Below are 22337 nucleotides of genomic sequence, written 5' to 3'. Positions count from 1 at the left end.
TTATCGCGCTTATATTGGCAGAGGCATGAAGCACGGGTGGGTGCGCCTTCATTGGTACACGATATGCGTGAATTAGGGTATGACTTGAGTGAGCGTACTGTGGGCAGACGATTGCGTGTCATGGGTTTACAGAGTAAAGCGGCTCGCCGTTATAAAGCCACAACGGATAGTCAACATGCTTTTGCGGTAGCCCCCAATTTACTCAATCGACAATTTACTGTGTCTAAACCCAATCAAGTGTTTGTGACGGATATTACTTACATTCGTACCCAAGAAGGTTGGTTGTATTTATGTGTGATGATAGATTTATTTCATCGGGGCGTGGTGGCATGGCAAAGCAGTGAGCGTATTAATCGGCATTTAGTGTGTGATGCGTTGAATTATGCGATGGCGAAACAAGGCTATCCTCAAGGGGTGATGGTGCATTCTGATCGGGGGAGTCAATATGCGAGTCATGAGTTTAAGGGAGCATTACGTCAACATCGTGCCATTCAAAGTATGTCTCGAAAAGGCAATTGTTGGGATAATGCGGTTGCTGAAAGCTTTTTTCATACCTTGAAAGCACATATTGTCCATGACAGTGTCTTTAAAACCCGAAAAGAAGCGAATGCGGCCTTGTTTGAGTATATTGAAACTTACTACAATCGGGTCAGGCGACATTCAGCCAATGGCTGGTTGAGTCCAAATGCTTTTATGCAAAAGCATCTACTACTTTTAGAGGGTACAACTGTCTAATTTTCTGGCTAGGATCAGTAATACGAGTGCGAATGGTATAGTCTTGATAGGCAGGAATCGCGATAGCGGCTAAAATACCAATAATGGCTACCACAATCATCAACTCAATTAAGGTAAAGCCTTTTTGGTTCATGTTATTGCCCCCTTGATGTGTTGATGTCAGCCCAAAAAAAAGCAGCCTATAGGCTGCTTTTTAGGCTAGTGGAGAGACCGTTCAACAGAACAGCATCCCCTGTTAGCAATTAGCGGCAAGCAGCAGGTGCGTATTTAGCTTGTAATGTACCTGCTGTACCTGTGATACCTGCAGCAGTAGAAGCAGCTTGAGTAGCAGATTGGCAACCCCAGTCGATGGAACCGCTGTTACCATCAGCAATAGCGTCAGCTAAGGCTTGACCAGCACCAGCGGCGCCGTTACGTACCCAAGGTGTTAATACCAGTGTATCTTCACCGTCAGCAACGCCCATGGCTGCATCATTGTAAGTGATAGTAATTTCACCTGTAGTATTTAGGGCAAGTACGCTGTCAACGTATTTACTATTAGCACCTGTGTTGTCAGCTTGTGCATTCCAAGTATCGACCACACGTGTCAAGTCACCTGCAGAAGCAGAACCGTCTGTACCAATGGTTTGTTTTAAGCCAGCAGAAAGGTTTAAACCTTCTGTTACGCGGGTACGTACAGTATAGTCTTGGTAAGCAGGAATCGCGATAGCGGCCAAAATACCGATAATAGCAACAACAATCATTAATTCGATTAAGGTGAAACCTTTTTGCATAGTTTTCATGTTATCTCTCCACGAGAAGGTAGTCTGAGTTATTTATTGTCTTTGACCGACAACTTCGGCACTGATTCTAATAATGCAGGTAGTGTGCCAACTTTTATAAAATCGTGAAAGCACCTATTTTCGGGCGTTTGCTGTATTTGTCAGTCTGCTAAGACAAACGGGAGCTGACAAATTTTGTCACTTGCTGACAGAAATGGGTGTGTTTGCATGTAAGGTCTGGTATTTATTAAGCAATAATGCGCAACCTAATGCATGTATGCCTTATATACCCGAAAAAGTGCGATGTATTTTGCTGATTAAGGAGGAGTCACATCGACGTATGATGGTTATACATCGACTAGGGATGGTGTGTGTCATCGTAATCGGAACATAGGGGCTGTTGACGTTTTGCGTGTGAGCCGATTTTTAACGCAACCCAGAGGGAAAGAACGATTTTTTGAGTCTACATTGTGTTGTTGTTCATCGCTAATTTGGAGTCACCAAATCAAGCGATTCAAGTCTTGTATCCTCTAAAAAATAGCTTCTTTCGCAACCACAATCCAAACGTCAACAGACCCTAAGAATATTTAACCTTGTGATAATAAGACGGCTTCTCGTAAATACGTGAATAACCTTAATTTGGCTTTGCTTTCTTCGGGCGTGTGTTCTTTCTCATATAAAGCAGCGCGTAAGGCTTGGCGTAGGGGATGGCGTTCTGCGGCAGGAAATTGGCGCAATGCTTCTTGCAGGGCAGATTCACCTTGGCTAATCAAACGGTCAACCCATAAGCTGAGTTGGCGCTCTAGGTTAGGCTGTTTACGTTGATTTAAGGCTTGTAGCAAGGCATCTTCATCTTCGTGACGCATCAATTTGCCAATCAGTTGTTTGTGTCGACGTTTGGCTTCATTGCTTTTTAAGGTGGGCAAAAATAACAATGCGTCTCGTAGTTCTTCAGAAATAGGCAGTTTTTTGAGTTGTCCCGCAGGTAACTCCGCTAATTGTTCGCCAATGGCTTGTAAACGCTCCATGGCACGTTTTTGCTCGCTTTTGCTCACAAAATTAGGGTCATAGTCGTGTTCTTGGGCGGAGTTACGCATAATAAACTATATCTTAAATAAAAATGGATTATAGCAAACTTTAAGGATGGGCTGTTGACGTTTTGCTACCGCTTAATTTAAGGTCTCAACGGTACCCAAACCAGCGGCAGTATAGGTGGGTGAACGTGAGTATCGTCATAGGGCTTGCGGCTTACTCACCTTCATCAAAACGACGGTTAAACAAATCCACAATCGCTTGATGTGCTTGTTCGGCATCATCCCCGTCAATCATAAGGCCAAGCGTTGTGCCTTTGCCAGCGCCGAGCATTAAGACGCCCATCATATTTTTGGCATCGACAGTTTTGCTTCCTTTAGTCAATTTAATGCTGGAGCGAAAGCCCGACGCCAACGCGACCAATTTAGCAGTGGCGCGTGCATGTAGTCCTAGTTTGTTAATAATACAAATGTCGGTGGTAATCATTTTTTTCTTACAAGTTCCCGATGTAATATTTGGATGTGCGGTAAAATGGTCATTAAATAGTCGCGTAAGCGTTCAACCATATAAACGGAGCGGTGTTGTCCTCCTGTACACCCAATCGCAATGGTCAAATAATGGCGATGGTCGGCAGTGAGTCGTGGAATCCATTTTAGCAGAAATTGACTAATGTCTTGATAGAGTGCTTCTACTTCTGGATGTCCTGTTAAAAATTCTTTAATAGCGGGGTCAATGCCCGTTAATTCACGTAATGAACTTTGCCAATGTGGGTTGGGTAAACAACGTACATCAAAGACAAAATCGGCATCTAAAGGCACACCATGCTTATAACCAAATGACTCTAACAAAATAGTCATGTGTTTATTATGGGCGAGTCGAATGGCCAGTGTGTGTTGTAATTCGTGTACATTCAGGTCACTTGTATCTAAGTATAGACTAGCGCGACTGGAAATGGGTTCTAGTAATTCTTTTTCTTGTTCTATGGCTTCATTCAGTGAAATTTGACTATTACTTAAGGGATGACGACGGCGCGTAGAGCTAAATCGCGCCAGTAAAATATCATCACGCGCATTTAAGAACAGCGTGTCTGTGCTAATACCTAAATGGTCGATATCGAGTAAGACTTGGTCAAATTTTTTTAGGTCGTCGGGTAGGCTACGTACATCCACACCCACCCCTATACGTTGAATGTGCGATTCTTGTTGTAGATGTTTGACGAGAGAGGGCAGTAGGCTTAACGGTAAGTTATCAATACAGTAGTAGCCTAAGTCTTCCAGAATATTAAGAGCAGAACTTTTTCCAGAGCCAGAACGGCCGCTGACAATCAGTAAACTTTGCATAACAGTCGTCTAATGTGGTGAGTCTAACAGCCTTAGAGCGATATAAGTACTTCATTAGCAATGTGTATTTTATACCGTTATCAGAGAGTGCCATGTAATTATGACAACTTCAATCGTTTCATATTTGACAAATTAAATTTATTTGACTACCGCTAATTGGCAACAGAGCCAATAAAAAAGCCCGACATAGGTCGGGCTTAACTCAGACGTCTCTTAATGATGACTTTTAAGTTTTTCTTTGTGGCGTAAAATTTGACGGTCTAATTTATCCGTTAATAAATCAATGGCAGCGTACATATCCTGAGATTCGGCATTGGCAAATAATTCTGCGCCAGATAAACGAATCGTCGCCTCTGCTTTTTGGGCGAGTTTTTCGATACTCAAGATAACCTGCATACTTGTGATATGGTCAAAGTGGCGTTCAACTTTGGAGAGCTTGTTATGTACGTATTCTTTTAAGGCTTGGGTAACTTCAACATGGTGACCACTGATAATCATTTGCATAATGACCATTCCTCGTTTTGTTGTGACATACAATGAACAGGGCTATGCTCACATCAAAAAAAAGCCAAGATAGATAGCATCTTATTTTTGATAAAAGCTAACCCATGTCCCTAATACGAGAACCTACTATCGAGGTCGGGCGGCCATTTTTTGGCAGATGATCAGTCAGCGTCAAGTGGTCGTTCGGCCTAACGAAGTAAGCTCTTCGCTAAAAGCCAATATCACCGATTTTTGCTGTTTACAATATAGGCACTCACCGTGCTTTATGTACAACAAATGTCAGATCTGTAATCTGAATGTATCCATAAACGGACTACTAAAGCAAGCGTTTTCTATCACTAGATGATGGAATGTTGAGCGATTCGCGATATTTTGCAATGGTACGTCTTGCCACCTCAATGCCTTGCTCTTGTAGTAGGTCAGCAATTTTGTTGTCAGATAAAGGCTTACGCGCATCTTCTTGACTGACTAACTTCTTAATCATGGCTCTAATTGCGGTAGAGGAGCACTCGCCGCCTGAGCTTGTGCCCACATGACTAGAGAAAAAGTATTTTAATTCAAAAATGCCGCGTGGGGTGTGCATGTACTTTTGGCTCGTCACGCGTGAGACCGTAGATTCATGTAAGCCAACTTCTTCGGCAACATCACGCAAAACAAGGGCTTTCATGGCTTCAGCCCCTTGTTCTAAAAATGCACGTTGATGTTCAACGATACAGGTTGCGACTTTGAGTAGGGTTTCATGCCGACTTTGTAGACTTTTTAGAAACCAACGTGCTTCTTGTAAGTGATTACGTAAATACGTGTTGTCGGCACTGTTATCAGCACGACGTACGAGACTGGCGTAATTTGCATTGATGCGTAATTTAGGTGCAGTATCAGGGTTAAGCTCTACGCGCCAGCGTTGATGTTGTTTGCTGACAATGACATCTGGAATAATATAGTTAGAGTCATTTTGACCTATTTTGCCACCTGGATGTGGATTAAGGTCTTGAATTAAGGCTACGGCTGCTAAGAGTTGATGCTCGCTGAATTTAGTCTTTTTGAGTAGCGCGGCTTGGTCTTGGCTGGCCAATAAGTCTAAATGCTCATTCAAAATGAGGAGTGCATTATCCCGATGTGGGGTAGAGGCGGGCAGTTGTTTTAGTTGAATACTCAAGCACTCTTGTAAATTACGTGCACCAATCCCTGCGGGTTCAAATTGTTGAATACGGTGTAAGACGGCGACGACTTCGTCTAAGTCAATGTCGACATCGGGCAGAATATTTTGTGCCGCTTCTAAAATATCATCTAATTCGACGGTCAAATAGCCGTTTTCATCTAAAGCGTCAATTAAACAAACAGCAATGGTTTTATCGGTGAGCGTAAAAGGCGTTAAATTGACTTGCCACAACAAATGGTCATATAAGGTTTCGGCAACGGTGGAGCGGGCTTCAAATCCTTCATCATCGTCATCATGGCTGGCAGAGCCGCTACTGCTGGTGTTGTAAATATCATCCCATGCACTATCTACAGGGAGGTCGTCAGGGATATCTGTGTTATTGTTAATGTCCAGTGTGCCAGCTGCGAGTTCTGTTTCATAATCATCTTGGCGTGTATCTTCGTTGGATGAGGAGTCAGGCGTGGCGTCGCTAGGCGTACTAAAGTGTTCGTTTTCATCTACTTCTAGTAGAGGATTCGAGTCGAGTGCGCTTTGAATTTCTTGCTGAAGTTCGATGGTGGACAGTTGCAACAAACGAATCGCTTGTTGCAATTGAGGGGTCATTGTTAAATGTTGGCCAAGTTGGACGTTCAGTGATACTTTCATAACCCTATTTCACAGCAAAATAGAGGTAACTTGTGAGGGATTGGTCTATCATACCTCAAAGCACCGCTAGTCTAAAATTCTCAGAATATAGGTATCAGTATATAACGCGCTTGTGATTTTCGCCATGCAAAAAATAGGCCTGTTTCTAGGATAAATACTCTAAAGGTTGTTTATGTGTAGGAATATGGGGTGTTATCCCCAAAGCGCGACATAAAGCTGTGTCTAAAGAGGCTTTGGCGCCGCTAAATCACCCTAACACATACAGGGAAATAGTTTAAGCAAACGTCTAACAGTCTAGATGATTTTACAGAGTAAACTCTTGACCGAGATAAACTTGACGTACTAAATCATTGGCTAAAACTTCTGCAGGCGTCCCTTCGGCAATCATGACGCCGCTATTCACAATATACGCCTTTTCGCAAATATCTAAGGTTTCACGGACGTGGTGGTCGGTGATGAGTACGCCAATACCCCGATTTTTGAGATGACTGATAATACTTTTAATATCGGCAACAGAAATGGGATCTACGCCTGCAAAGGGCTCATCTAATAAGATAAAACTTGGCTCAGTGGCGAGTGCGCGCGCAATTTCAACGCGCCTACGTTCGCCGCCTGACAAGCTCATGCCCAAACTTTTTCGAATATGGGTAATATGAAATTCTTCTAGTAATGCATCTGCTTTGGCATGACGCTGGTGTTTATTTAAGTCGCTACGCGTTTCTAAAATCGCTAAAATATTGTCTTCAACAGTCAGCTTGCGAAAAATAGAGGCTTCTTGTGGTAAATAACCAATGCCACGTCGTGCGCGGCCATGCATAGATAACAACGAGATATTATCGCCTTCTAATAAAATGCGGCCTTTATCCATAGGAACAAGACCAACAATCATGTAAAAGCTGGTCGTTTTGCCTGCGCCGTTAGGCCCAAGTAAGCCCACAATTTGTGCTTTTTCGACGGTCAAGCTCACGTCTTTAACAACGGTGCGCCCTTTGTAGCTTTTGGCCAAGTTCTCAGCACGTAGGCTCATGGTTGTGTTCCTGTGCTTGTCGGGGGTTCTCCCAGTTTTTTAGTTTTACGGTCTTCTTTTTTAGGCGGCGGAAAAACGAGTTGTACACGATTTTTACTGTCACCTTTGGCTTCAATCTCGCCTTTATCTAAGCTATAGCTAATTTGTTGACTTTTGAAGCTGGAATTATCTTGTTGTAGTTTGGCGTTACCTTTGAGTTGCACCAGACCGTCACGCGCTTGATAGTTAACCTCTTCGGCTTCGGCTGATGCGATGCCTTTGTCGGTAGCAGGCTGCTGTTGAAAACGTGCAGGTTTACCCTTAGCAACCACACTGATGATAGTGCCTTGTTTGTCGACAGTGGCAATGATTTCATCGGCCTTAATCAATAAGCTACCTTGTTGTACTTCAATATTGCCTGTGTAAGTGGCGATACCCGTTTTCTCGTTAAAACTGGCACTATTGGCGGCAATAGAAATGGGTTGGTCGCGGTCGTTAGGCAGAGCATTGGCAAGCAATGGGCTAAGACATAAACATAAACTAGCGAGGCGGTACCACATAAGTTCCTCGTACATGGGCAGGAAAAGTTAATACACCTTGCTCTATATTAGCATCTAACCCTTGGCTATTGAGTTGAGCGTAAGCAGAACGGATTTCTACAGCACGGTCGGTACTCAGGGTTTGTGTCCGTTGATTGGCGGATAAAAACTCGGTTTTTAAGCTAAGCGCAGTGCTATTTAGACGTTGACCTGTTACTTTTCCTGATAGATGGATAGTTTGTTCGCTTTCATGGGCGGTGGCAAGCTGAGCGGTGATGTGCCATGCCGCTTGACCCGCCTGATATAAAGTGACATCGGGTGTTTGCAGAATACTTTGTTCGGGTTGACGATAGTGTGTCAACGCTTGCGCGCGCAATGTACGCTCAATTTGACCTGAAGCATTGGTTTGTAGGCCTTCTAAGGTTTGCACCTCATATTCGGGGAGGTTTTGAGGGTCACTGGTATTTAGGCGTATGGTTTTTTGGCCGAGCCCACCCCAATAGTAACCCACTGTAGCGAGTACCAGTAAACCGCCTGCTAAACTCAAGCTATTACGGATATCCACGCCTTACTCCAAATAGGGTGCTAAGGCTTGTTCGTATAGGCCTTGCGCCTCTAAAATTAAATCACACACTTCGCGTACTGCACCGCGTCCCCCGCGCGCCGTGGTGACTAAATCGGCATGACGACGTAATTCACGATGCGCATTGGCAACAGCGACACCTAAACCCGCCATCCGTATAGCAGGTAAATCAGGCCAGTCGTCGCCCACATAGGCAATTTCATCTAAGGGTATATGTAGTTCTTGGCTTAAGGCTTTGAGGGCAATCCCTTTATCTTCGCGGCCTTGTAAGAGATGTTTAATCCCTAAATTAGCGGCACGTCTGGCGACGAGTTGGGTATTACGTCCTGTAATGATAGCGCAAGCAACACCTGCTTGTTGTAACATTTTAATGCCATGACCATCTTGTGTATCGAAGGTTTTTAGCTCTTGGCCATCTTCGCTAAAGTACAGACGACCATCCGTGAGTACGCCGTCCACATCGAGTACCAATAAACGTACAGCACGTGCTTTTTCTGTAATTTTGACCGCAGCCATTAGACTACTCCTGCCTTTAATAAATCGTGCATATTGAGTGCGCCAACAGGACGATACTGGTCATCCACGACAATGACGCCATTAATTTTTTTCTCTTCCATCAGGGCGACTGCTTCTGCGGCTAAGAGTTGAGGCTTAATGGTTTTGGGTGTTTTGTTCATGACCACCGTAATAGGCGTTTGGCGGACATCAATGTCTAAATCTAAGGTGCGACGTAAATCGCCATCGGTATAAATACCTGTCAATTGCCCTTCGGCATTGACCACAGCAGTCATTCCTAACCCTTTACGGCTAATCTCTAGCAGCGCATCACGGATAAGTGTGTTTTCTTGTACAATCGGTACGCCGTCGCCACTGTGCATTAAATCATTGACACGAAGTAATAATTTACGCCCTAAGGCACCGCCAGGATGTGAGAGTGCAAAGTCTTCCGCAGTAAACCCACGTGCTGCCAACAAGGCAACAGCCAGTGCATCACCCAAGACTAACGTTGCCGTTGTGCTTGAAGTTGGCGCAAGACCTAAGGGACAGGCTTCTTCACTTTTACCAATTTCCAGACTGATATCAGCGAGTTGTGCCATGCTAGACTGGGCGTTAGCGGTAATGCTAATCAATTTAATATGTAAGCGTTTGATGACTGGCAGAATCGTCAGAATTTCATGCGCTTCACCTGAGTTAGAAATCGCAATCACCACATCTTGTGTGGTAATCATGCCCAAGTCGCCATGACTCGCTTCGGCAGGATGTACAAAAAAGGCGGGTGTCCCTGTTGAGGCGAGTGTTGCGGCAATTTTATTGCCGATATGCCCCGATTTGCCCATGCCCATGACAATCACGCGTCCCTGACAGGCTAAAATAAGTTCACATGCTGCCTGAAAATTAGCGTTTATATGAGGCCGTAAAGTGTCTAACGCCGCTTGTTCGGTGCTAATCACTTTTTGTCCTGCGGCAATAAAATCGAAACGGGGCATAAACCTATCCTATGGGCAACGTGGTGTTTAATTATCGCTAAGTCTGGCGTGGCTGGGTAGTTCTTTTACGCATACACGGTGTAAACACCCAGATAAACGCCTAAAACGCGTATGAAAAGGTTAAAATCCAAACAAATATAGACGACACATCGCGTGTAGACTCAAAACGTCCCGTATAATGATAGATTATTTTGCGGATAGCTATGGAACATCGCGGTATGTTAACGATTTTTAATACTGAAACTCGCCAGAAAGAAATTTTTCGACCTCTACACGCAGGCCACGTCAAGATGTATGTCTGTGGTATGACCGTTTATGATTACTGTCATATTGGCCATGCGCGAGTGTTGGTATCGTTTGATGTGATTACCCGTTACTTAAGAGCGCGGGGTTATCAGGTAGAGTATGTCCGTAATATCACCGATATTGATGATAAAATCATCAAGCGTGCCCATGACAATGGTGAAAGTGTGGAGGCCTTGACGGGACGTTATATCGCCGCTATGGATGAAGATGCGGCGGCTTTAGGGGTGATTAAACCGAATCAAGAGCCCAAAGCCACCGAATTTGTGCCACAAATTATTGATATGGTACAAAAGTTAGTGGATAACGGTTTGGCGTATCCCGCAGCCAACGGTGATGTGTATTACGAAGTCAGTAAGTTTCCACGTTATGGCCGTTTATCGCACAAAAATCTTGACGATTTACAAGCGGGTGCGCGCGTCGAGGTGGATGACATTAAAAAGAATCCCATGGATTTTGTCTTATGGAAAGCAGCCAAAGTCAATGAGCCTGCATGGATGTCGCCATGGGGGAATGGCCGCCCAGGTTGGCATATTGAATGTTCGGCAATGTCGACTTGTTGCTTAGGTAATCATTTTGATATTCATGGCGGTGGTGGCGATTTACAATTCCCACATCATGAAAACGAAATTGCGCAATCGGAAGGTGCAACAGGCGAAACCTATGTCAACACATGGATGCATGTGGGGTTTGTGCTGGTTGATGACGAAAAAATGTCTAAATCGCTCAATAATTTTTTTACTATTCGTGAAGTCCTTAAATTATTTGCCCCCGAAGTACTGCGTTATTTTATTGTTGCCAGTCATTATCGTAGCCCGTTAAATTTTTCTGACGCCGCATTAAATCAAACCAAACAAGCCTTAGAACGCTTTTATCATACGTTGAAAGGATTGCCTGTCGTGGCGGCACAAGGGGGAGAGTCTTTTGTTGAGCGGTTTAATAGTGCAATGGATGATGACTTTAATACGCCCGAGGCGCTTGCTGTGCTATATGAACTCGCCCGCGAAGTCAATCGTGCCGATAAAGCAGGTGAAACGGACGTGGCCGCAGGTTTGGCAGGGCGCTTACGCGAATTAGGTGCGGTGTTGGGGATTTTGCAAGATAATCCTGAAAAATTTTTACAGGGTTTGGCTGCCACAGACGGACTGAGTGATACAGAAATAGAGCATCTGATTCAAGCACGTAGTGATGCCAAAAAAGCAAAAGATTTTGCAGGAGCAGACCAAATTCGTGCGCAATTGTTGGCAAAAGGGATTGTGTTAGAAGATTCGCGACAAGGTACAACATGGCGTAGAGCTTAAAAAGTAAGCGGTAGATGAGAAAAAGCGTTTTTCTTAGCTAAAAATGCTTGACGCTTTTTTTTATCGCCCTATAATGCCGCCCTACTTAGTGATTGATTCACTTTAAGCGGGAATAGCTCAGTTGGTAGAGCATAACCTTGCCAAGGTTAGGGTCGCGAGTTCGAGTCTCGTTTCCCGCTCCAAATTCAAAAAGCCGATGTTATCATCGGCTTTTTTTATGGCTAATATTTAAGTATAACGATTAAACTGCTTCTAGCGTTGAGTGAGTGAAGCTATGTCGAGTGCACCTATAGGCGTTTTTGATTCGGGTTATGGTGGTTTAACGGTACTTAAAGAATTAGTGGCGCAGTTACCAGACTACGACTATCTGTATTTAGGCGATAACGCCCGTGCACCTTATGGCACACGTTCTTATGATACGGTTTATCAATTTACCTTAGAGTGCGTGCAATATTTGTTTGCACAAGGCTGCCAACTGGTGATTTTAGCGTGCAATACCGCCTCTGCCAAAGCCCTACGTACCATACAACAACAAGACTTACCACGCATAGATGCTCAACGTCGTGTACTCGGCGTCATTCGTCCCAGTGTTGAGGCCGTTGGTGCTTTAAGTCAACACCGTGCAGTGGGCGTGTTGGGAACAACAGGTACGGTCAACTCGCAATCGTATGTCATAGAAATTCAAAAATTATTTCCTGATATTCACGTTTATCAGCAGGCTTGCCCAATGTGGGTACCTTTGGTCGAAAATGGTCAATATGATAGTCGCGGTGCCGACTATTTTGTCGAAGAAAATATTCAGCATTTACTGGCACAAAATGCCGATATTGATACAGTTATCTTGGGCTGTACACATTATCCGTTGCTTATCCATAAGATAAAACAGTTTTTGCCTGAGGGGGTGAATGTCGTATCACAGGGACAAATTGTTGCGCCGAGTCTAGCGGATTACTTAAAGCGCCATCCCCAAATGGAACAAAACTGTTCTAAAAACGGAAAATTACATTTTTTGACAACGGATGATGCCGCGATTTTTGAACAACATGCGGCGATATTTTTTGGCCAGTCCGTACAAGCAAGAAAAGTACATGTCCCATCTGTTTCGGTTTTTCACACAAGTCAGGACTAAGACAAGAAAATTTACGTCTAAAATGGTGAAAATCGTAGACAATTAAGTAAGTGTACTAGTCAATATAATGGCTTAATGCTATTGTCAGCATTGAGAATCTGACGGCTGTATCATTTTTTAGTATATTTTGCCGTTACTATAGAAAAGCACAACAGGATGAACGATAACAGTGATTAATGCGCTGTTGGCGTTGTAGCTTAAGCTGCTGCGATGAATAACAACAATGCATTCACAAGACACCCATGTATCTCATCTGATGAGCGATACCCTTAAAAACTTAGGAGATGCCAATAGGTTATTTTTTGCATTAACTTATTGTTTTATATTAAATTCCTAAGTGTAAATAGTTAAATATCTTAATATAAGTTTAGGAAGAGAACAGTGACCGATAAACGCTATCAAGTCTTTATCAGTGCGACGTATACAGACTTGCGGGAAGAGCGCGGAGTCTTGCTTCAAACATTACCTAGTCTCGGTTGTTTGCCGACGACACTAGAAGCACATACTCAAAGTTTAAGTACCATGGTCAATATACGGCGGCGTATTGATGACAGTGACTATTACATTTTGCTATTAGGTAGTCGTTATGGTTCTCTCATGCCGTCCGGCGTCAGCTATACCCATATGGAATATGTGTATGCGGCAACCAAACAAAAACCTATCTTAATCTTGATGCATGAAGCACCAGAAACTCGTGCGAATGACTTACAAGAGCAAAATGTTGAAGGCAAACTAAAATTTGGGGATTTTAGAAAGCTTTTGTTGAGAGAGCGTGAAAATATTGTTTACTGGCGTGATAGTCGTGATTTGGCTCATGTTCTACATAACGCAGTGCCTAATTTTATTCGTAAATACCCTGCAACAGGTTGGGTACGTATTGGCAGTACCAGCTCACTCGGCCAGCTCGAAAAAGAATGCGAAAACCTACGCAAACGCGTGCAAGAATTAGAACAAGAGCGTGAAAAATGGTTAGCTAGTACGGCGGTCAGTACCGAGAATCTGTCGAAAGGTGAAGAACTTTTTGAAGTGCAGTACCGTTGTAAAGCCTATGCTGGCGGGAATTGTCAAGATGTATATGTCAAGACACGCCTATCATGGAACGAGTTACTGGTCAGTTTTGGGCCGCATCTTTTGCAAGCCCAAACCGAAGACTTTATGGCTGCGAAAATCAACGAGCGCTTGCAAAAAAATGCGCTTACCGAAGTACAAGCAGATTATCCCAAAACACATGCCGTGGTTGAAGTGCAAATCACCCCCATGTGTTTTAGTACCATCAAAATGCAGTTTCGTACTCTAGGGTTTATCTCTAAAGTTGTGAAAGATAATGACCAGCGTTTGTGGTGGCAGCTCAGTGCCTTAGGTGAGCGTAACTTAGCAAATGTCATGAGTGTACGTCGTTCCTCCAGCCGACCAGTTGTGTAATATCAACCATCTACGTCTGTAAGTTTGACATATTGAACTTACAGACTGTGTTCTTGAGGCAATTATGCGTCAATGGAATAGCTGGGGTGACAGTCAAGTGAAAATGACTGTCAATACAAAAGCGCGTCAGTTTCTCGAAGGTCTATTAGGTAAAGCAACCCCCTTGCGGGATGCCACTTTAGCCGAAGTCATGGCAAAAGTGCCTGCCAGTCGTTTGCCTGCACATCCTCTGATTCATTTAGATGCCGAAACACGTGTCCGTTATGCCCGTGGTCAGAGTTTACCTGATTGGTTAGCATGGCGTTCGGGCGATATCCCTGTATTTCCCGACGGTGTTGCCTTGCCAAATACCAGTCAACAAGTCGCTGAATTATTATCCTTAGCGAAACAGCATAATTGGGTAGTCATTCCTTACGGTGGCGGTACCTCCGTGGTTGGCCATATCAATCCTGTTGCCGATTCGCGTCCCATCTTAACATTGGCACTAACACGCTTAAATGGCCTCATTCATTTAGATGAGTCATCACAACTTGCAACCATTGGTGCAGGCGCAAATGGCCCACAAGTCGAAGCCTTATTAAAACCGCATGGCTATACCTTAGGTCATTATCCCCAATCCTTCGAGTTATCCACCTTAGGGGGGTGGATTGCCAGTCGTTCCAGTGGCCAGCAGTCTTTACATTATGGCCGCATCGAACAATTATTTGCCGGCGGACGTGTTGAAACGCTAGCAGGTAGCTTAGATATTCCGACTGTACCAGCGTCAAGTGCAGGGCCTGATATCCGTGAAATGATTATGGGTTCGGAAGGACGCTTTGGTATTATTACCGAAGCGACGGTACGTATTAGTCGTATGGCTGAGCAAGAAGAATTTTGTGTGTACTTTGTGCCTGATTGGGCAAAAGCAAAGTCTGCTGTACGCGAATTGGTACAGCAAAAAATTCCTTTGTCGATGATTCGTTTAAGCAATGCCGAAGAAACACGTACCCAATTAACCTTAGCTGGGCATGCGCTTGCCATTGCAGGCTTAGAAAAAGTATTGGCATGGCGTGGTGCAAGTGCAGGTAAATGTATGTTGACGGTGGGTTTTACGGGCAGCCCGCAGCGCATTAAGTTTGCACAACAAGAAGTCACCCGCATCCTCAAGGCCTTCGATACCGTTGCGACGGGGCAAGTATTGGGTAAGCGTTGGCACCAAAATCGTTTTCGTGCCCCCTATTTGCGTGAAGCCTTGTGGTATTTAGGTTATGCCGTTGATACCTTAGAAACGGCAGTCGATTGGCAAAAAGTCACGCCTTATATGACCGATGTCGAACATGCCTTGCGCCATGCCTTAGAAGCAGAAGGCGAGCAAGTATTGGCATTTAGTCACTTATCTCATTTATATACTCAAGGTTCGAGTATTTATACCACCTATGTTTATCGCGTGGGTACAGACTATGCGCGTACCTTTGCGCGTTGGCAAAAACTCAAAGCAGATGCCTCGCAAGTTATTGTTAAACATGGCGGTACTATCAGCCATCAACATGGTGTCGGTCAAGACCATGCTCCGTATCTAGAAGCCGAAAAAGGGGTTTTAGGTGTGGCCGCATTACAGGCGCTGGCTAAGCACTTTGATGTCGAACAACGACTGAATCCACATAAGTTATTGCTGGATTAGGGTAACACTAACCTGTGTCTTGATGCTTGGAAGACACAGTGTAATCCCTTGCGGATGTACAAGCAGGTCGTTTGTTGGCTTGTAAAGATGCCAATTTCGATGAAAGCTAAAAATCGAGTGTTTAATCAATACATAACAAACGAGTCATTCTGACTAAAGGGCGGCCTGTGCGTTATGGTTGGTTAAAAAGTAATCTATTTGTGGTGTTTCTTGGCATACTCGGCTCACAGTAAACCGATGTTGAGGATACTAGTAGAATTTTTTTGATGATTGGACAGAAAAAGATGTTAAATCGTGAACAGTTATGGCCATCGCTTGCTCAGCAAGAGTGGGATATCGTCGTTGTCGGTGGCGGTATTACAGGGGCGGGTGTTGCCCGCGAAGCCGCACGAACTGGCCTCAAAGTCTTGTTGATAGACCAAAAAGATTATGCCTTTGGCACGTCTAGCCGTTCTTCTAAAATGGTTCATGGCGGTTTACGTTATATTGCGATGGGAGATATTAAATTAACCAAACATTCTTTAGTGGAGCGTGAGCGTTTATTGCAAGAAGCGCCAGGTTTGGTTGACCGTATGAGTTATTTTTTTGCACATTATCAAGGCGGTGGGATAAAAACCAATCGTTGGGCGTTTGCTATCTTATTGATGGCGTATGACTTTTTGGCAGGTATTAAAGACCGTAGCTATTTTAATGCTAAAAAGTTTTTAGCGCGTGTCCCGAATTACCGTAGTCAAAAACTGTTAGGTGCGTCTCGATACACCGATGCAGTGACCGATGACACCCGTCTGGTATTACGGGTATTAGATGAGGCTGTCAAAGACGGTGGCGTCTGTTTGAACTATGTAAAAGCCGAAAAGTCGATTATGCAAGAGGGAAAAATTGTAGGTTTACACGTCGTCGATGAAGTGACTGGCCAGCGTGTATCGCTAAAAACAAAGACGGTTGTGAATGCGACAGGTGCGTGGGTCAATCGCTTACGCCAGCAAATTGCGCCTGAAACCGTGAGTGTTCGTCCCCAACGGGGCAGTCACTTAGTCGTTTCGGCCGAACGTTTGCCCTTACAAGATGCACTGATTTTATTTCATCCAGACGACCAACGCGCCATGTTTATTTATGCGTGGGAAGGGCGTACGGTGATTGGGACAACCGACTTAGACCATAAAACGGATTTAGATGATGAGGCGGTGATTACGGCGGAGGAAGTAAACTATCTCTTACGCGCAGCGAATCATGAGTTCCCTACGGCAAAATTAACAACAGCCGATGTGATTGCGACCTTTTCGGGGGTACGTCCTATCGTCAGTAGTGGTAAAGGTTTAGACCCTTCTAAAGAACGTCGTGACCATGCAGTATGGGCAGATAACGGCCTAATCAGTGTATCAGGTGGTAAACTCACGACTTTTCGCCAAATCGCACAAGATGTATTAACGGCTGCCGAGCCTTGGTTGCCTAGTATTAAACAACGCGAGCAAAAAGCGGCGATTTTTAGTCAAGCTGCCAACTTAAAAACGCCATTTGATGCCGCACAAGAACGTCGCTTTATCGGTAAATATGGTTATTTGGCTGGCCAATTTTTGCAAGAAATGCCAGCAGACGAGTTGGTATTTATTCCAGAAACCTATACGTTATGGGCAGAGTTACGTTGGGCGTTGCGTTATGAACAAGTCGTACATTTAGATGATTTATTGCTCAGACGTAGCCGTTTAGGATTATTATTAGTAGATGGCGGATTACACCATATCGAGCGTATTAAAGCGATTGCACTGGCTGAAGGATGGACTGAAAGCTATTGGCAATCTGAGTTGGCGCGTTATCAATCAATTTGGCAACGTTATTACAGTTTGCCACAAGGATTAAAATAAGATGAATAAGGCACGTTTTTTGAGTATTGATTGCGGTACACAAAGTTTACGTGCCTTTGTTTTTAATGAGCGTGGGCATTTACTTGCTCGCAGTCAACTCAGTTTTGACCCACCGTATTTTTCGGTTAAGCAAGGTTATGCCGAGCAAGATGCAAATTATTATTGGCAATGCTTGGTAACAGCTTGTCAGCAATTATGGCAGCAAGGTGTTGACCCTAATACCATTACCGCAGCGACACTGACGACACAACGTGGGACGGTTGTGCTGGTTGATGAACACGGCAATGCGTTACATCCTGCGATTTTGTGGTTAGATGAACGCGAAGCCGAGAGTCTGCCATCTTTAGCGATATATTGGCAAAAGCTACACCAGCTCAGTGGCCATCAAAAAACGATTCGACAATTACGATTACGCGCACAAGCGAACTGGTTTGCCGTACATCGCCCCGATATTTGGGCAAAAACACATAAATTTTTATTGTTATCAGGATTTTTGACCTACAAGCTGACGGGGGAATTTAAGGACGCTGTCGCCTCGCAAGTTGGCTATATTCCCTTTGATTATAAAAAACACCAATGGCACCACGCTTGGGATTGGCGTTGGCAGGCGTTGGGATTAAGCCTAGATAAACTGCCCAAATTAGTGGCTGCGGGTAAACTGTTGGGACAGTTGCCTGTGGCAGCAGCACAAGAATTGGGCTTGCCTGCAGGCCTAGCCATTGTAGCGGCAGGGGCAGATAAAGCCTGTGAAGTGATGGGGGCGGGCTGTGTTCATCCGTGGCAAGGTGCGCTCAGTTTTGGTACAACAGCGACTTACAATACCATCAGTTATAACTATATTTCTCTCAAACCGCCATTACCTCCATATCCTGCCTTAGTTCCGCAGCGTTATTGTCTAGAAAGTCAGATTCCTCAAGGTTTTGCTTTAGTCAATTATTTTCGACGTCATATTGCAGCACCAGAAATACAGGCAGCTGAACAACAGGGGAAACAAGCATTAGAGGTATTAGAAACATGGTTAGCCTCGACCCCTGCTGGTGCAAATGGTTTATTGTGGCAACCGAGCTTGAGTGTGCAAAGTGCAGGCGAAAGTATCTCTAAGGGTGCATTATTGGGTTTAAGCACACAACACACGAAAGCTGACTGGTATAGAGCCTTAGTTGAAGGCTTATTGTTTGCGCTAAAACAAGGCCAACAACAAGTTGAACAACAAACCAAGCAAGTGATTACACAATTATTTGCGGCAGGGGGTGGCTCACAGTCGGATGCGGTCATGCAAACGGCGGCGGATATCTTTAATATGCCCATCAACAAACCGCATACTAGCGAAACATCAGGCTTAGGAGCAGCTATGTGCGCTGCCGTTGGCATGCGTATCTATCCTGATTTAGATACTGCGGTCGCTGCGATGAGTCGGATTGATAAAGTCTTTTATCCTAATGCCGTGCACGCGCGGTTTTATCAACAATGCTATCAACACGTGTATTTGCCGTGGCTTGACAGTTTAGCCAAACTCTATCAACAACAGCGTTTGTGTCAGCTTTAATAGCGGGACGAACTCAAATACTCATCACACTGTCTAGATAATCCCAGTCAGTTAAGAATGTTTTATTGGGTTCGACTCACTTCGGCTGCGCTCGGTGACCACCGTTCAACCAACGAAAAATGTACCCTGAGCTTGGCCAGCCCTGAGCCTGCCGAAGGGTCGAAGGTGGATTTTTAAGGGATAATTTTCCCTTAATTGACTGACATGACACTGTATAGAGGCTTTTCTTAACGTCTTCCGCCATAGTGACACAACAATTCACGAAAATATAGCGAGAGGTTGACCGTACTTTACGCGGGTATCAGCGAATGAGCTACAAAAGCACTTGAAAATGCTATAGTGAGCACATAAATTTTGATGTGCTGAGTCTAGGAGTTGAGTCATGAACTGGCGTAAATACAGCGTCGTCCCGTTATTCGTATTGCTTGCTGCCTGTAGTAGCAGTACACAAGAAGGTGCAATTGGCGTACAGCGTAAACAGTTCCTGTTATTACCGACTGAGCAAGTCAACGCGATGGCGTTGCAGTCTTACCGTGGTGAGCTATCGGCTGCCCAAAAAAAGGGGGCATTAAATACCGATAAAGCAAATTTAGAACGTATTCGTAAAATTGCTGACCGTATTATTCCACAAACAGCCATTTTTAGGCCTGAAGCCCCTTCATGGGCATGGGAAGTAAATTTAGAAACGCGAAATGACCTCAATGCTTACTGCGCACCTGGCGGTAAAATTATGTTTTTTACAGGAATTATCAATAACTTAAAACTCACAGACGACGAAATCGCTGCAATTATGGGACATGAAATCGCCCATGCCTTACGCGAGCATGGTCGTGAACGTATTTCGCAGGCCTATGCCCAACAAGCGGGTATGACGCTATTAGCGATGGTCACTAATATGGATGCAAAACAAGCCGCCGTCTTACAAACGGTGACTCATCTAGGATTGACCTTACCTCATGGTCGTGGGCAAGAGTCTGAAGCCGATGTCATAGGCTTGGAGATTTTAGCGCGCGCAGGTTATGACCCACGGGCTTCTATCAGTTTATGGCAAAAAATGGCGGCGGCTAATAAAGGCGCACCCCCAGCCTTTTTGAGTACCCATCCGTCCAGTAATCAACGGATTAATGAGTTACAAACCAAAATGCCGACCGTCATGCCGTTATACGAAGCAGCAAAACGCAAACCTAGCCCTGTAAAAATGATTGTTCCACGTACTTAAGTAGGTTATAAACCCACTCTTTAACAAAAGCGCATCATACTGCACGAGACAGTTTGCTATCAGTGCGTCAGTTTTAACGTGAAGGAGTGGGGAATATGCTGCATCATTTGAATATTTTGTCGTCAGTTGTCAGTTCTACCTTAAGAGGATGGCGTGGCGCATCAGGAAGTAAACACATTCAACAACCTGTATTAACCCCTATGTTGTTTGATGCAGAAGACGACGCCGAATGTCGTTTAGTACGTGAAGCCCTGACTGAGCTCAATTTAGACGTACTCATTTATCCTTGCCCACAAGGCGGAAGCCGTTTTAGTGCTGAATTAAAAGCACAAGCGGGTACAGATGTGACCATTCCTTATTTAGTTGACCCCAATACGCACGTTAAATTAGCGGGTGCGCAAGCCATTAATGCGTATTTGTTCCAACAGTATAAAGTCAGTACAACCCCCAAAGCCTTGCAGGCCAGTACACTCAATTTGTTAAGCTCGCGTTTAGCATCAACAGCGCGTTTTAAGCTCACCGCCTTACAAGCGCAAGCCTCAAAACCTGCACCACAGCCTTTAGTCTTATATAGTTTTGAAGCCAGTCCTTATTCTCGACCTGTGCGTGAAAAATTATGTCAACTGGAGTTAGCCTATAAATTGATTAACTTAGGTAAACAACAGTTAGCCGATGTAGGCCCTGCGACATTCCGTTTGCATACAGGCGAGTACCATCCGCTTCCCAACAGTAAACGTGCTAAATTATTAGCAGAGAAAGGGCGAGTACAAGTTCCCTTTTTAATAGACGTGAATCAGAATATTGAATTGTTTGAATCTAAAGATATTTTACGTTATTTAGAAGAAACCTATGCCCTCAGATAAGCATAGCCTTATAAAAAAAATGGCGCTTTAAGCGCCATTTTTTTATATGTCATTTAACTGGCATTGGCGGGGCTAAATTTGGCTTTAATGGCATGAAAGATAATAGGCGCAAAACTAATACCAATAATGCCAAAAATGACGAGGGTAAAGTTTTCTTTCACCACAGGTAAGGTGCCGAAGAAGTACCCCAAAGTGACAAAAGATAAAATCCAACAAGCTGAACCAAACATACTAAATAAAATAAAACGCTTAAACGGCATAGCGCCCATGCCAGATACAAAGGGACTAAACGTGCGTACTATGGGTACAAAACGCGCAAAAACAACGGTTTTACCGCCATGTTTGGCAAAATAGGCTTCTGTGTCATGTAAATATTTCATATTGATTAGGCGATACTTCTCAATCATCTTTCGGCCTAAATGTTTACCAATATGGTAATTACACGTATCACCTAAAAAGGCAGCGACAAAAATAACCAATCCCAAAATAAAGGGATTCATCTGGCCAATTGCAGCTAAAGCCCCCGCTGCAAACAATAGGCTATCCCCTGGTAAAAAGGGCATAACGACAAGACCTGTTTCAACAAAAACAATCAAGAATAGAATGGCGTAAATCCATAGGCCATAGTTGGCGACAAATTCAGCAAGATGCTGGTCAACATGAAGAATAAAATCAATTAGAAACATATCGGCGCTCAAGTTAAAGTCCTAAACGCGCAAACTATAACTGAATTTAGCACAAAAAATTAGCAATAAACGGTAACTAATTGGCGTCAAAAGTTGTCTGACAATTTTTGCCGATTTGCTCAGTGGAACTGATAATTAAGGCCAATTTTTTGACGAAAACGGACAAGGTGGTCTTGCTTTTAAGTAAGATAAATCAATAAACGCTTTGTTTTTAATATAAAAAATAGAGTATTCATCTCAAGAGTGCTATCAGTATTGGCAGCTTAAAACAAATAAATGACCTTAATTAACAATAAAAAAGACAGTTGTATAAAAACCGCTTGTCGAAAAAACCATTTGTCCTGCTAAAAACGCTTTTCATCGGAAAGGGTTTGGTCTACTATTTTATCAACCGCAGCACACACAATCGCGGTAAATAACAAACAAAAACAACAGATTATCGTCAACACTTCTCAATTCAAACGATGCACAGACGCTTGTTTTCTGTGATAGCCAAGTGTTGCCTATAGTCTGACAAAAACAACAACACAGGACTGAGGTATTTAGCAAATACGT

At 44.0% G+C, this 22337-nt stretch carries 21 protein-coding genes, 1 tRNA gene and 1 pseudogene; 10 read left to right on the top strand and 13 right to left on the bottom strand.

Annotated features, from left to right (window positions below; translation table 11 throughout):
* The coding region (locus C8N29_RS09170; RefSeq protein WP_107865767.1) for an IS3 family transposase at positions 1 to 735 on the top strand (735 nt) is incomplete at its 5' end.
* A gap of 33 nt (positions 736 to 768) precedes the next feature.
* On the opposite strand, the pseudogene C8N29_RS09165 reads toward C8N29_RS09170, so the two are convergent.
* The 12 genes and pseudogenes from C8N29_RS09165 to C8N29_RS09110 form a co-directional block, all read right to left on the bottom strand.
* Positions 769 to 868: pseudogene (locus C8N29_RS09165) on the bottom strand (prepilin-type N-terminal cleavage/methylation domain-containing protein); the annotation flags it as partial.
* 109 nt (positions 869 to 977) lie between these two features.
* Positions 978 to 1517: a pilin gene (locus C8N29_RS09160; RefSeq protein ID WP_107865756.1), complete on the bottom strand. Its 540-nt coding sequence runs from the start codon at positions 1515 to 1517 to the stop codon at positions 978 to 980.
* 566 nt (positions 1518 to 2083) lie between these two features.
* On the bottom strand, positions 2084 to 2593 hold the full coding sequence (yjgA, locus tag C8N29_RS09155; RefSeq protein ID WP_107865755.1) for a ribosome biogenesis factor YjgA: 510 nt from the start codon (positions 2591 to 2593) through the stop codon (positions 2084 to 2086).
* A 151-nt stretch (positions 2594 to 2744) separates the two neighbouring features.
* Complete coding sequence (locus tag C8N29_RS09150) at positions 2745 to 3014, bottom strand: HPr family phosphocarrier protein (protein ID WP_107865754.1); 270 nt, start codon at positions 3012 to 3014, stop codon at positions 2745 to 2747.
* Positions 3011 to 3868, bottom strand: coding sequence for an RNase adapter RapZ (gene rapZ, locus C8N29_RS09145; protein ID WP_107865753.1), 858 nt, complete (start codon positions 3866 to 3868; stop codon positions 3011 to 3013). The genes C8N29_RS09150 and rapZ overlap by 4 nt, the downstream gene beginning before the upstream one ends.
* Before the next feature lie 213 nt (positions 3869 to 4081).
* Positions 4082 to 4372 (bottom strand): ribosome hibernation-promoting factor, HPF/YfiA family, encoded by a 291-nt coding sequence (hpf, locus tag C8N29_RS09140; protein ID WP_107865752.1) that lies wholly within the window; start codon positions 4370 to 4372, stop codon positions 4082 to 4084.
* A gap of 316 nt (positions 4373 to 4688) precedes the next feature.
* Positions 4689 to 6176: an RNA polymerase factor sigma-54 gene (locus C8N29_RS09135; RefSeq protein WP_107865751.1), complete on the bottom strand. Its 1488-nt coding sequence runs from the start codon at positions 6174 to 6176 to the stop codon at positions 4689 to 4691.
* A 304-nt stretch (positions 6177 to 6480) separates the two neighbouring features.
* On the bottom strand, positions 6481 to 7203 hold the full coding sequence (lptB, locus tag C8N29_RS09130; RefSeq protein WP_107865750.1) for an LPS export ABC transporter ATP-binding protein: 723 nt from the start codon (positions 7201 to 7203) through the stop codon (positions 6481 to 6483).
* A complete protein-coding gene (gene lptA, locus C8N29_RS09125) occupies positions 7200 to 7742 on the bottom strand; it encodes a lipopolysaccharide transport periplasmic protein LptA (RefSeq protein ID WP_170106946.1) in 543 nt (180 codons plus the stop codon). Before lptA ends, lptB begins: the two co-directional genes overlap by 4 nt.
* Positions 7723 to 8286: an LPS export ABC transporter periplasmic protein LptC gene (lptC, locus tag C8N29_RS09120; protein WP_107865748.1), complete on the bottom strand. Its 564-nt coding sequence runs from the start codon at positions 8284 to 8286 to the stop codon at positions 7723 to 7725. The genes lptA and lptC overlap by 20 nt, the downstream gene beginning before the upstream one ends.
* A gap of 3 nt (positions 8287 to 8289) precedes the next feature.
* Positions 8290 to 8820, bottom strand: a complete 531-nt coding sequence (gene kdsC / locus C8N29_RS09115) for a 3-deoxy-manno-octulosonate-8-phosphatase KdsC (protein ID WP_107865747.1) — start codon at positions 8818 to 8820, stop codon at positions 8290 to 8292.
* The gene (locus C8N29_RS09110) at positions 8820 to 9791 is read right to left on the bottom strand and encodes a KpsF/GutQ family sugar-phosphate isomerase (RefSeq protein WP_107865746.1); all 972 of its coding nucleotides are present in this window, start codon (positions 9789 to 9791) and stop codon (positions 8820 to 8822) included. The genes kdsC and C8N29_RS09110 overlap by 1 nt, the downstream gene beginning before the upstream one ends.
* Before the next feature lie 218 nt (positions 9792 to 10009).
* Here C8N29_RS09110 and cysS point away from each other — a divergent pair, with 218 nt between their 5' ends.
* The 9 genes from cysS (at position 10010) to C8N29_RS09065 (ending at position 21096) form a co-directional block, all read left to right on the top strand.
* The gene (gene cysS, locus C8N29_RS09105) at positions 10010 to 11395 is read left to right on the top strand and encodes a cysteine--tRNA ligase (protein WP_107865766.1); all 1386 of its coding nucleotides are present in this window, start codon (positions 10010 to 10012) and stop codon (positions 11393 to 11395) included.
* A 106-nt stretch (positions 11396 to 11501) separates the two neighbouring features.
* Positions 11502 to 11577 (top strand) — tRNA-Gly (locus C8N29_RS09100).
* A 92-nt stretch (positions 11578 to 11669) separates the two neighbouring features.
* Positions 11670 to 12524, top strand: a complete 855-nt coding sequence (murI, locus tag C8N29_RS09095) for a glutamate racemase (RefSeq protein ID WP_107865745.1) — start codon at positions 11670 to 11672, stop codon at positions 12522 to 12524.
* Positions 12525 to 12905: 381 nt separating this feature from the next.
* Positions 12906 to 13946 carry a DUF4062 domain-containing protein gene (locus C8N29_RS09090; protein ID WP_107865744.1) on the top strand — a complete coding sequence of 347 codons (1041 nt, stop codon included), beginning with the start codon at positions 12906 to 12908 and terminating at the stop codon, positions 13944 to 13946.
* A gap of 64 nt (positions 13947 to 14010) precedes the next feature.
* A complete protein-coding gene (locus C8N29_RS09085; RefSeq protein WP_107865743.1) occupies positions 14011 to 15606 on the top strand; it encodes an FAD-binding oxidoreductase in 1596 nt (531 codons plus the stop codon).
* 284 nt (positions 15607 to 15890) lie between these two features.
* Positions 15891 to 17468: a glycerol-3-phosphate dehydrogenase/oxidase gene (locus C8N29_RS09080; RefSeq protein WP_204509310.1), complete on the top strand. Its 1578-nt coding sequence runs from the start codon at positions 15891 to 15893 to the stop codon at positions 17466 to 17468.
* A 1-nt stretch (position 17469) separates the two neighbouring features.
* Positions 17470 to 19014 carry an FGGY-family carbohydrate kinase gene (locus C8N29_RS09075; protein WP_107865741.1) on the top strand — a complete coding sequence of 515 codons (1545 nt, stop codon included), beginning with the start codon at positions 17470 to 17472 and terminating at the stop codon, positions 19012 to 19014.
* 382 nt (positions 19015 to 19396) lie between these two features.
* The gene (locus C8N29_RS09070) at positions 19397 to 20233 is read left to right on the top strand and encodes a M48 family metallopeptidase (RefSeq protein ID WP_107865740.1); all 837 of its coding nucleotides are present in this window, start codon (positions 19397 to 19399) and stop codon (positions 20231 to 20233) included.
* Positions 20234 to 20328: 95 nt separating this feature from the next.
* A complete protein-coding gene (locus C8N29_RS09065; protein ID WP_107865739.1) occupies positions 20329 to 21096 on the top strand; it encodes a glutathione S-transferase N-terminal domain-containing protein in 768 nt (255 codons plus the stop codon).
* A gap of 53 nt (positions 21097 to 21149) precedes the next feature.
* Here C8N29_RS09065 and C8N29_RS09060 read toward each other — a convergent pair whose 3' ends face one another.
* Entirely contained in the window at positions 21150 to 21782 is a 633-nt protein-coding gene (locus C8N29_RS09060) for a DedA family protein (RefSeq protein ID WP_107865738.1), read from the bottom strand.
* Positions 21783 to 22337 lie beyond the last annotated feature (555 nt).

The sequence above is a fragment of the Agitococcus lubricus genome, from assembly GCF_003051055.1.
Lineage (GTDB): Bacteria > Pseudomonadota > Gammaproteobacteria > Pseudomonadales > Moraxellaceae > Agitococcus > Agitococcus lubricus.
Note: the sequence above shows the minus strand (reverse complement) of the source record. Positions and strands in the feature narration are given on the sequence as shown.

Excerpts from the sequence above, each read along its gene's own strand:
- C8N29_RS09160 (WP_107865756.1), bottom strand. The coding sequence starts at position 1,517 with ATGAAAACTATGCAAAAAGGTTTCACCTTAATCGAATTAATGATTGTT.
- yjgA (WP_107865755.1), bottom strand. The coding sequence starts at position 2,593 with ATGCGTAACTCCGCCCAAGAACACGACTATGACCCTAATTTTGTGAGC.
- C8N29_RS09150 (WP_107865754.1), bottom strand. The coding sequence starts at position 3,014 with ATGATTACCACCGACATTTGTATTATTAACAAACTAGGACTACATGCA.
- rapZ (WP_107865753.1), bottom strand. The coding sequence starts at position 3,868 with ATGCAAAGTTTACTGATTGTCAGCGGCCGTTCTGGCTCTGGAAAAAGT.
- hpf (WP_107865752.1), bottom strand. The coding sequence starts at position 4,372 with ATGCAAATGATTATCAGTGGTCACCATGTTGAAGTTACCCAAGCCTTA.
- C8N29_RS09135 (WP_107865751.1), bottom strand. The coding sequence starts at position 6,176 with ATGAAAGTATCACTGAACGTCCAACTTGGCCAACATTTAACAATGACC.
- lptB (WP_107865750.1), bottom strand. The coding sequence starts at position 7,203 with ATGAGCCTACGTGCTGAGAACTTGGCCAAAAGCTACAAAGGGCGCACC.
- lptA (WP_170106946.1), bottom strand. The coding sequence starts at position 7,742 with ATGTGGTACCGCCTCGCTAGTTTATGTTTATGTCTTAGCCCATTGCTT.
- kdsC (WP_107865747.1), bottom strand. The coding sequence starts at position 8,820 with ATGGCTGCGGTCAAAATTACAGAAAAAGCACGTGCTGTACGTTTATTG.
- C8N29_RS09110 (WP_107865746.1), bottom strand. The coding sequence starts at position 9,791 with ATGCCCCGTTTCGATTTTATTGCCGCAGGACAAAAAGTGATTAGCACC.
- cysS (WP_107865766.1), top strand. The coding sequence starts at position 10,010 with ATGTTAACGATTTTTAATACTGAAACTCGCCAGAAAGAAATTTTTCGA.
- murI (WP_107865745.1), top strand. The coding sequence starts at position 11,670 with ATGTCGAGTGCACCTATAGGCGTTTTTGATTCGGGTTATGGTGGTTTA.
- C8N29_RS09085 (WP_107865743.1), top strand. The coding sequence starts at position 14,011 with ATGCGTCAATGGAATAGCTGGGGTGACAGTCAAGTGAAAATGACTGTC.
- C8N29_RS09080 (WP_204509310.1), top strand. The coding sequence starts at position 15,891 with ATGTTAAATCGTGAACAGTTATGGCCATCGCTTGCTCAGCAAGAGTGG.
- C8N29_RS09075 (WP_107865741.1), top strand. The coding sequence starts at position 17,470 with ATGAATAAGGCACGTTTTTTGAGTATTGATTGCGGTACACAAAGTTTA.
- C8N29_RS09070 (WP_107865740.1), top strand. The coding sequence starts at position 19,397 with ATGAACTGGCGTAAATACAGCGTCGTCCCGTTATTCGTATTGCTTGCT.
- C8N29_RS09065 (WP_107865739.1), top strand. The coding sequence starts at position 20,329 with ATGCTGCATCATTTGAATATTTTGTCGTCAGTTGTCAGTTCTACCTTA.
- C8N29_RS09060 (WP_107865738.1), bottom strand. The coding sequence starts at position 21,782 with ATGTTTCTAATTGATTTTATTCTTCATGTTGACCAGCATCTTGCTGAA.